This window comes from Epibacterium sp. Ofav1-8, from assembly GCF_022348185.1.
GTDB lineage: Bacteria > Pseudomonadota > Alphaproteobacteria > Rhodobacterales > Rhodobacteraceae > Epibacterium.
The window spans coordinates 1-8,812 of record NZ_JAKRFD010000024.1; the positions used below are offsets into that span (position 1 = coordinate 1).

The 8,812-nt window shown below is 55.5% G+C and carries 7 protein-coding genes and 1 pseudogene; all 8 read left to right on the forward strand.

What is annotated here, in order from left to right:
- Positions 1–265 precede the first annotated feature (265 nt).
- On the forward strand, positions 266–1,291 hold the full coding sequence (locus tag MHM97_RS22460) for a tripartite tricarboxylate transporter substrate binding protein (RefSeq protein WP_239325849.1): 1,026 nt from the start codon (positions 266–268) through the stop codon (positions 1,289–1,291).
- Positions 1,288–1,776, forward strand: a complete 489-nt coding sequence (locus MHM97_RS22465) for a tripartite tricarboxylate transporter TctB family protein (RefSeq protein ID WP_239325852.1) — start codon at positions 1,288–1,290, stop codon at positions 1,774–1,776. The genes MHM97_RS22460 and MHM97_RS22465 overlap by 4 nt, the downstream gene beginning before the upstream one ends.
- An 11-nt stretch (positions 1,777–1,787) precedes the next feature.
- Positions 1,788–3,296, forward strand: coding sequence for a tripartite tricarboxylate transporter permease (locus MHM97_RS22470; protein WP_239325854.1), 1,509 nt, complete (start codon positions 1,788–1,790; stop codon positions 3,294–3,296).
- Positions 3,293–4,120: an alpha/beta hydrolase family protein gene (locus tag MHM97_RS22475; protein WP_239325856.1), complete on the forward strand. Its 828-nt coding sequence runs from the start codon at positions 3,293–3,295 to the stop codon at positions 4,118–4,120. The genes MHM97_RS22470 and MHM97_RS22475 overlap by 4 nt, the downstream gene beginning before the upstream one ends.
- A 57-nt stretch (positions 4,121–4,177) precedes the next feature.
- Positions 4,178–5,032: a LysR family transcriptional regulator gene (locus MHM97_RS22480; RefSeq protein WP_239325858.1), complete on the forward strand. Its 855-nt coding sequence runs from the start codon at positions 4,178–4,180 to the stop codon at positions 5,030–5,032.
- Between the two features lie 118 nt (positions 5,033–5,150).
- A complete protein-coding gene (locus MHM97_RS22965; RefSeq protein WP_239325861.1) occupies positions 5,151–6,080 on the forward strand; it encodes a DMT family transporter in 930 nt (309 codons plus the stop codon).
- A gap of 490 nt (positions 6,081–6,570) precedes the next feature.
- A complete protein-coding gene (locus tag MHM97_RS22490; protein ID WP_239325863.1) occupies positions 6,571–7,965 on the forward strand; it encodes a Fic family protein in 1,395 nt (464 codons plus the stop codon).
- A 304-nt stretch (positions 7,966–8,269) separates the two neighbouring features.
- Positions 8,270–8,435: pseudogene (locus tag MHM97_RS22495) on the forward strand (IS3 family transposase); the annotation flags it as partial.
- Positions 8,436–8,812: the final 377 nt, after the last annotated feature.

The following is an 8,812-nucleotide window of genomic DNA, read 5'->3' on the forward strand; positions in this document are numbered from 1 at the left end:
CCTTCCGACTACTACATTAGATTCACGATGTGAAACCCTCATCCCTTTATGCAACAACGCCCGCATATGCGAGAACCCTTGCCTGCAGACGTTTTGAAACGAGGTGGCGCGCAGCGTAAACTGTTAAGGGCTTTCATGCATTGCCGCAGGAACACCGCTAAGTGGCTTAGTCATTGGCTGTGCAAATGCGTAAATTTGGGAATCAAAGTTCACTCGCATGGACTAATCCGCCACAGTCTATGGCAACCAATCAAGGAGGCCCGAGATGATTGCGAAGAAACTTCTGACTATTGCTGGCGCTATCGCCATGGGTGCGGTGCTGACGTTTGGCACGCTCAGCGGTGCTGCAAAAGCCAAGAATTTCCCCGAAAAGCCTGTAACACTGATCGTTCCGTTTGGTCCCGGTGGGGGCACCGACACGCTGGCCCGTGCAATTGCGCCCTTGTGGGAGGAACACTTGGGGCAGAAAATCATTGTCGTGAACCGCCCCGGTGGGTCCGGGGTCGTTGGGGTACGGTCCGTTCTGGAAACATCGTCCGACGGCTACACGGTGGTGATGTACCAACCGCCTCAGGTGAACCTGGCTGTCGAATACCAGCAGGCCCCGTTTGAACTGAGCGATATCAAGTTCATCAACCTACTGACCAAAGACGACGCGCTTTTCTTTACCGGCACAGGCAACGACTGGAATTCGATTGAGGATGTCATCACCGCGGCAAAGGAGCGTCCCGGTGAGATCAAGGTCGGCATCGCTTTGTCGATGGGAATGGACTATTTATATGTCAAAGAGCTTGAAGAGAAGGCCGGTGTCGAATTCGGTCAGATTATCCCGGTAGGCAGCGGTGGCGACCTGCTGCGTGAAGTGATGGGCGGACACATCGACATCGGAGTGTCCGGTGCCTGGGTTGCCCGCAATCAAAAGGGGTCAATCCAACCGCTTGCCGTGCGTTCGGTTGACCGATCTCCGATCTGGCCGGACACGCCGACGGTGAATGAGGTCGTGGACACCCCCTATTCCGCAGAGGAAATCGCCGGTTCCGCGCCCTCCTACAAAGGCATCGCCATACCGGCAAGTGTCGCGGCGGAGCATCCGGAGCGCTTCAATAAGCTGGCCAGCTCATTCGAGACCATGTTGGAAAGCGAGGCCTTTGCGGCGCTTGTCGACAAACAGGAGCTTGAGACAACGATTTCCTATGTCGGCCCGGATGGTACAGATGCGGTTATCGCCACGTTTTCATCGAACCTGTCGCGCTTTTCGGAGTACTTTACCAAAGCGGCGTCTGGTCAGTGAAAAGCGTTCGGTTGTGGTCTGCTTATCTGGTGCCAGCCACGGCGTTCTTTTTGTCGTGCGCTTATCTGGTCGAACTTTCGTCCATCGCAAATGCCGAAGCTCGCATCTATCCCATGATTGTTTCAATGATGGTTCTGGGTGTCAGTGCGCTTACTTTGCTAAGCGAGGTGCGTACCGAAGTATCGAACGTGCGAAACGCTCAAGGCTCGGGTGAGTTAGACAACAACGGCGGCGCGGAACTCCGTGCCGCCGGTTATCTCGCACTTTCGCTTTGTGTGTTGATCCTCGGCCTGACCTATATCGGGACCATTCTGTCAGCCCTGATCTTCATCGTGGTCTATCGGGTGCTGCTGCGCTGCTTTGTGGCAAAGGAATTCGCGATAGAGGCTTTGGTCGTTCTTCTGATTGCCTGGGGTTTCAGAAACGTGCTGCATATTCCGCTGCCTTTAGGCTGGGCCGATCACCTCTTCTTTTCGATTTTCTAGCGGGGAAAGCGATGTACGACAATCTTGTGGAAGGCGCGCTGCTGGCCTTCACTCTGTATAATATCGGGTATCTGTTTCTGGGCGTGGTTATCGGGATCGTGTTTGGAGCGATCCCCGGGTTTAATCCCAGCACTGTCATGGTTCTGCTGCTGCCGTTCAGCTACTTTCTGGGGGATGCCACCGGATTGATTTTTCTCAGCGGCATCGCCGGTGCGGGGATATTCGGGGGATCGATAACGGCGATCCTGTTCCGCGCACCCGGAACCATCGGATCCATCATCACCGCGATCGACGGCTATGAAATGACAAAACGCGGCGAGGGGCTGAAAGCGCTTGGCATTTCCACAATGGCCTCGGCGCTTGGCGGATTCTTCGGTGGCGTGGCCCTGTTGCTCCTTGCGCCGCCGCTGGCGATTTTCGCGACAAAGATTTCCTATCCCGAAACGGTGCTGATCATCGTCTGGACATTCCTTTTGATCGCGATGGCCAGCACCAACTTTCTAAAAACCATGATGGCCGCCACCCTTGGCCTGTTGATGGCAAGTTTTGGCGCGGATCCGATCAACGGATTCCCTCGCATGACCTTCGGATCGTTCTACCTGTATGAGGGGATCAACCTGCTGACGGCCATCGTCGGTGTCTTTTGCATATCCGAACTGATGAACCTTGTCGCAAGACCATCGGTTGTCAAAACCGAAGGCAGCGTTAAGGGGGGATATGCTTCCGCTTTTGAAGGCGCCTGGCTGGCCCTCAAATCGCCGGGAATCGTGACGCGGTCTTCGGCGATCGGTACGGTGGTCGGCACGCTGCCCGCCGCTGGCGCGGCCCTTGCAAATGCGGTGGCTTACGAAATTCAAAAACGGATGGACCGGAACCCCAAAGGCTATGGCGAGGGCAAGCCTGAAGGCGTGGTCGCAGCCGAGGCGGCCAACAACGCGACTGAAGGATCGTCGCTTATTCCGACCATGACCCTGGGAATACCGGGCAGTAACATCGGGGCGGTCATGCTGGCGGCGATGATTTTGCATGGCATGGCTGTCGGACCTCAGATATTCGAGCGCAATGGCGACGTGGCCTATGCATTGATCATCGCGATTATCATCGCGAACCCGATCATGATGGTCATTGGCCTGCTTATTTCGAAATACGCGGCCTATCTGACCTATGTCAAACTGAACACGATCCTGCCTGTTCTTTTGATACTAGTGACAGTTGGGTCATTTTCGGTCCGCAACACCACCTTCGATCTGCCGTTGCTTGTCATTTTTGGTGTCTTGGGATTTTTCATGCAGCGGCACGGATATTCCCTGATCGCCTTTGTCCTCCCATTTGTGTTGGGAAAACCGTTGGAGCAAGCCTTCCTTATCTCGATGCGCTATTCGGACAACAGTTTCGCCATCTTTACCCAAAGCGCGATCTCAAAGGGTCTGCTGGGACTGGTTGCGCTGACCGTCGCCTACACGATCTATCAAAAGAAACGGGCAAAAATGAATCTTGAACGGAATGAGGCTGCACAATGAACGATATTGCATACGATTGTGTGCGCCTGCTGGTCATGGAGGACGAGGTGCGCAGCGAATGGTACATGTCGCATGACACCTTCGCCCGCATGCAGGCATTGGAGCCGGTCGACATTGCGATCATGTGCTACGGATGCCCATCGCATCCCTTTGATCACAGTGCGGCATTGATGGGCGATTACCTGTCGGCCGGTATGCTACTGATCTACCCAAACTATCTTGGCACCTGGGCCAGTGATGGTGTCTGCACGTTGGAAAACGCTGTCGAAACCGTGGCGCGGGTGCGCCGCCAGCTGGATCACAAGGAACATCGCGAGATTCGAGGCAATCGGACATTTCAGATGGCGCTTAGAAAGGTGTTTTTCTTTGGCGGTAGCTTTGGCGGATCGGTGGCACTGGTGGCCGCGGCCAAGGTTCCTTGCGCTGGGGTGATTGCCGTGAGCCCGGTGGTCGATTGGCGCCGTCATGGCAAAGGAGAGGTGAAGGAAGAAGACCTGTCACAGACCTATGCCGTTATCCGCGACGGTTTTCGCCATTTCTGGCGCATTGATCAGGGCGCTTATGACGCGCTGCGGCTTGGGCAGCTTGATCTTAATCCCACCGACTATATCGATCAGCTTTGCACCCCGCCCAGCATGCTGATCCACGCCGCCGATGACAGACAGGTCAGCAATCACCGCACGATCGAACTTGCCGAAGCATTGACGGCCAAGGATGCACCGGTGACGGGGTGGTTTCCGGAAACCGGGGGGCATCTGATCTTGTATCACATGGGCCAGTCTGCCTTTTCCGGCCCGATACTGGATTGGTGTAAGGCGGTCTGACCCATCCTGGGCCATTGCACAGGCGACAATCGCATTGAACGGATATAGACTGGTTTCATGGCCTGGGACCTTGAAATTCAACTGCTGAAAACCTTTATCGCCGTTTGCGATACCGGCAGCGTCACGCAGGCGGCAAACAGGGTAGGGCGGTCGCAGCCCGCAACCAGCCTTCAGTTGCAGCGGTTGGAAAACCTTGTTGGTCGTAAGTTGGTTCTCTGGGAAAAACGCAAGCTGATCCTTACGGAGGAAGGTGAGTACCTGCTGGAATATGCGCGTCGGATCATTGATCTCAATGACAAGGTCGTCGCGAATTTTGCTTCAGATGACCTGCACGGCATGATTTCATTTGGTGCACCGGACTTCTACGCGGCTTCGGCGGTATCAACAGCGATGAGGGCCTTTCGGAAACGGTTTCCTCACGTGCGGGTTGAGCTGCATTGCGCAACAAGCACCACGTTGATGGACATGATCAATCAGGGAAGCCTCGATCTTGCGCTGGTTACGCATGCGTATTGCGGCGACCGCGGCGAAGTGGTGTGCCGTCAACAGCTTGAATGGGTGGTTTCCGCAGATCATGAACTGGACCTCACGCCGCCTGTACCGCTTGCCCTTTTGCCGCCCGGCAACCTGTTGCGCGATGTCGCAATCACGGCCCTGCGCAGGAACCAGATTGAAAGCCATATCGTCGCCACCAGCGAAAGTCTGGGCGGCATTCTTGCGGCAGTGAATTCGGGCCTCGCCGTTGGGGTGCTTCCTAGAATGGTACTGAACGACCAGGTGCAGATTGTAAGACCCGGCGCTGATCTTCCTTCCCTTCCGAAAGTCGACCTTGCGCTGGTGTGCAATTCAGGCAGCTCCAAACTTGCCGATGCATTGAGCCGTCAACTCGCAAGCACCCTTGCTGAGCTCTGACCGCGACGTCGCTGGATTGAACATGTAAATACCTGAATTTATATTGAAAATTTGCCCACACACATGAGCTGAGATAGAGTTCGGGGGATCCTATTGGCGATCAGGGAACCCACCGGACGTGCCTTCAAATTCTGTCTATTCCCCTACTGCGGCCGGCATCGCCAATGGGCTCGTCGCGGCATTTGCATGGTCGATCTACGTCGTCTTCGCACGGGAAGGCGCCGTAAGCGGTCTGATATCTATCGACTTTGCACTTTTGCGTTTTGGCGTCGCTGGCCTGATAGTCTTGCCTGTCCTTTTCTCCGCCCGGGCAAAACCACTGAGAAAGGTGGGCTGGGGTCGTGCTTTGGTGTTGACGGCCCTTGGTGGGCCGTTGTTCATCGGGTTGGGCGCTGGTGGTTTCACATATGCGCCGCTGGCGTTTGGCGTGTCCCTGCAACCCGCTGTTGTGGCGCTTTCAGGTATGATCATAGCAATGCTCTTTACCGGCTATCGGCCGGGCTGGATCGGCCTAGCTGGCGCCGCTTCAATTTGTTTGGGCCTTGGGCTTCTTGCTTATGGGACCAAAGGCTTTGGGCCTGACCTTCCTTTGGGGGCCGCCATGTTCATCATCGCGGGTCTGATGTGGGCAAGTTTTACAGCCCTGGTGGCGAAATGGCGTATCGATGCCACAAGCGCCACCACTGTGGTAAGCGCGATTTCAGGGGCCGTGATAATTCCAGTCTTCGCGGCATTTTCGGATCTCAGTCGCATTCTGGACCTGTCCGCATTTGAGTTGGGCGGGCAGGTGCTGGTTCAGGGCCTTGTCGCAGGCGTGGTTGCGGTACTGGCTTTTGCGCGCGCTGTTGCGTCACTGGGTGCTGCCGGCGCTTCGATCTTCCCCGCCCTTGTGCCCGTTGGGGGCATTTTGCTGGGAATACCGATGACTGGTGCGACACCTAATCTGCAACAGGTGCTGGCAACCGTGGCCATTGGCGTGGGCATTGCCCTTGTGCTATCGCAAGGTAAGGTGACCTGGTCACAGAGGTCTGGCCAGTCCGGCGGCTGAATTAAGTTCTTTTGTGGGGACTGAACACCTAGGTAATCGGGTACGAATGAGAGGGTGGAGGCCTTCTTCGGTTTGACCTCGATAAGCACTGGTCCTGAGTTTTCGTACATCGCGAGGAGATCGGGGACCTGATAATCTTCACGCGATTTACTCGGCGCTTGGTGCTGGTCAAGTTTGTGGATCAGGCGTGTCCCGCCAAGCCAACTGCAAGGAACTCGTCCTCTGCTGGTAGCCCGCGATCCAGGCGGACTTGCTCAGTTATATGACTTGGATTGGCTTCCTTGCCAAGTTCTGCGAGCACCTCCTGTATCAGTCTGTCGTCATCGTCTGTCATTGCCGCCTTTCTGGGCGAACTCGCGGCTTTCCGCCTTCGTTGTGCATGCTGCTACGCGCAATAATGGTTGCGCCTACAAGCAATTCTTGCGCCTATACTTGAAAGTTGCGCGTAAATCAGCATAGTTGCGTCTATAGCATACGCGCAAGAAAGGCGATGATGGCTAACAAGGTCCCGGAAGATGCCCTCGCAGAGCTGCTAGGCGTCGTTGCCGATCATCCGGACGGCATCGCCGCACCAGCCATCGCTGAACAACTGACCGAGGATATCCCGCGCCGAACCCTACAATACCGGCTGAAGCAGCTTGTCGCCAAGGGACAGCTACATATGGAGGGCAGCGGTAGGTGGGCGCGATATCGTCTGGCAGATAAGGATAGTCCGGCAAGGACCGAACTAGATGGCGAGGGCCTCGACTATAGAGATCTCATTCCCTTGTCGGATGAAGGAAAGCGCATTCGGGACTACGTCCAACAGCCTGTCGTGGCACGCAAGCCAGTCGGTTACAATCAAGATTTCCTGAACCGATATCAGCCAAACACATCCTTCTATCTTGGAGAGGAGGATCGCGAACGGTTGGAGCGGATCGGTAAGCCACAAACGTCCACGCAGCCCGCCGGAACCTACGCAAAACTCATTCTCAATCGTTTATTGATTGATCTTGCCTGGAACTCCAGCCGCTTGGAAGGCAACACCTACTCGCTCCTCGACACGAAGCGATTGATCGAATTTGGCGAGGAGGCCACTGGACGAGAGCGCGTTGAGGCTCAGATGATCCTCAACCACAAAGACGCCATAGAGTTTCTGGTGGGCTCAGTCGAGGAAATCGACTTCAACACTTACACGCTTCTCAACTTGCATGCGCTTCTCTCAAACAACCTCTTGGCCGATCCCGTCGCTTCGGGGCGCCTGCGCTATATCGCAGTTGGCATTGAAAGGTCCGCGTTTCATCCGCTTGAGCTACCCCAAAGGATTGAAGAGTGTTTCAACCAGCTCCTTGCCAAGGTCTCGAAGATCGAAGACCCGTTTGAACAAGCCTTCTTTGTTATGGTGCACATTCCCTATCTTCAACCGTTCGATGACGTGAATAAACGTGTCTCGCGTCTCACCGCCAATATCCCCCTCATTCGACACAATCTCTCTCCACTTGCATTCACCGACGTGCCACAACGCGCCTACACGGACGCTGTTCTAGGGGTCTACGAACTCAACGACACGGCTCTTCTCAGGGACGTCTTTCTTTGGGCCTATGAACGCTCCGCAGCCCAATACGCTGCCGTCAGGCAGTCTCTGGGAGAGCCAGATCCGTTTCGATTGAAGTATCGCACGGAAATCCGCGATGCTGTGGCTCAAATTATTCGCTCGAAGCTTGGGCGCAGTGAAGCTGCACGCCAGATCGAAAAGTTGTCTGCAGAGGGTATCGCAGCAGAGGATCGAGAAATCTTCACGACTGTGGTTGAAGATGAGCTTCTCTGTATTCACGAGGGGAACTTCGCGCGGTTCCAGGTGCGACCATCCGAGTTTCGCGAATGGCAGAGGGTATGGATGAAGTAGTGACCGATAGCGCGTATCCCATTGTAGAGGCCGATGACTTCGCCCGCCGATTTTCGATGCGATCAGGAAAGCTCATGTGGCTCTTGGATGCCGGCACGCCGGCGTCAGCAGGGATCACAACCGCATGGGACATTTCAAACAGTAATTATACGTCAGTCAGCGGTGCGTCGCCTTGAACACGGTAGCAGACCTCTCGAACCCAGCGGTCAGACGGCAGATTCAGGAATTCATAGCTGGTCAGGAGGCGTTTCCGGACCCAGACTCGCCAGAAGATATGCCGTTCTTATTGAGGCAGTATATCCACACGCTGAATGAGTGGGTGAAGAAGGCGGAAGTCGACAGCGGCAAGCGGGCGGGTGTTCCAATTGATGTCGCCGACAGGATGAAGGCGCTAGAGCGGGAGAACCGCGAGCTGCGCCAGGCGAACAAGATCCTCCGCAAGCCTCGGCTTATTTTGCGGTGGCGGAGCTTGTCTTATGAGAATCTTGGCTCCTGATGCAAAAAGGAGCCGCTGCCCAGCACCGCTAACTGCGGGCCAACGGCGGGGGTGGCGTCGTGCGGAGCTTGGTCTCTCAGGACCGCGGTCGAGTTTGACGAGCCCCCGTCTTTTATTACGGCCTGAACGGATACGTGGGCTGCGGGCCCGAACGACAAGCATAGGTGGAAAGAAAAGATGGCCGAAGATTCCATCGGAATCGATATCTCGAAAGACCGTATCGACGCATTTTGGCATTCCCGTTCGGAAGAGTGCAGACTTCCAAATTCAGACGACGGCTTCCGAAGTCTGTCGAGTTGGCTTGAAGGTCAGGAGGACGTCCTCATCGTCTTCGAAGCGACGGGCGCCTAT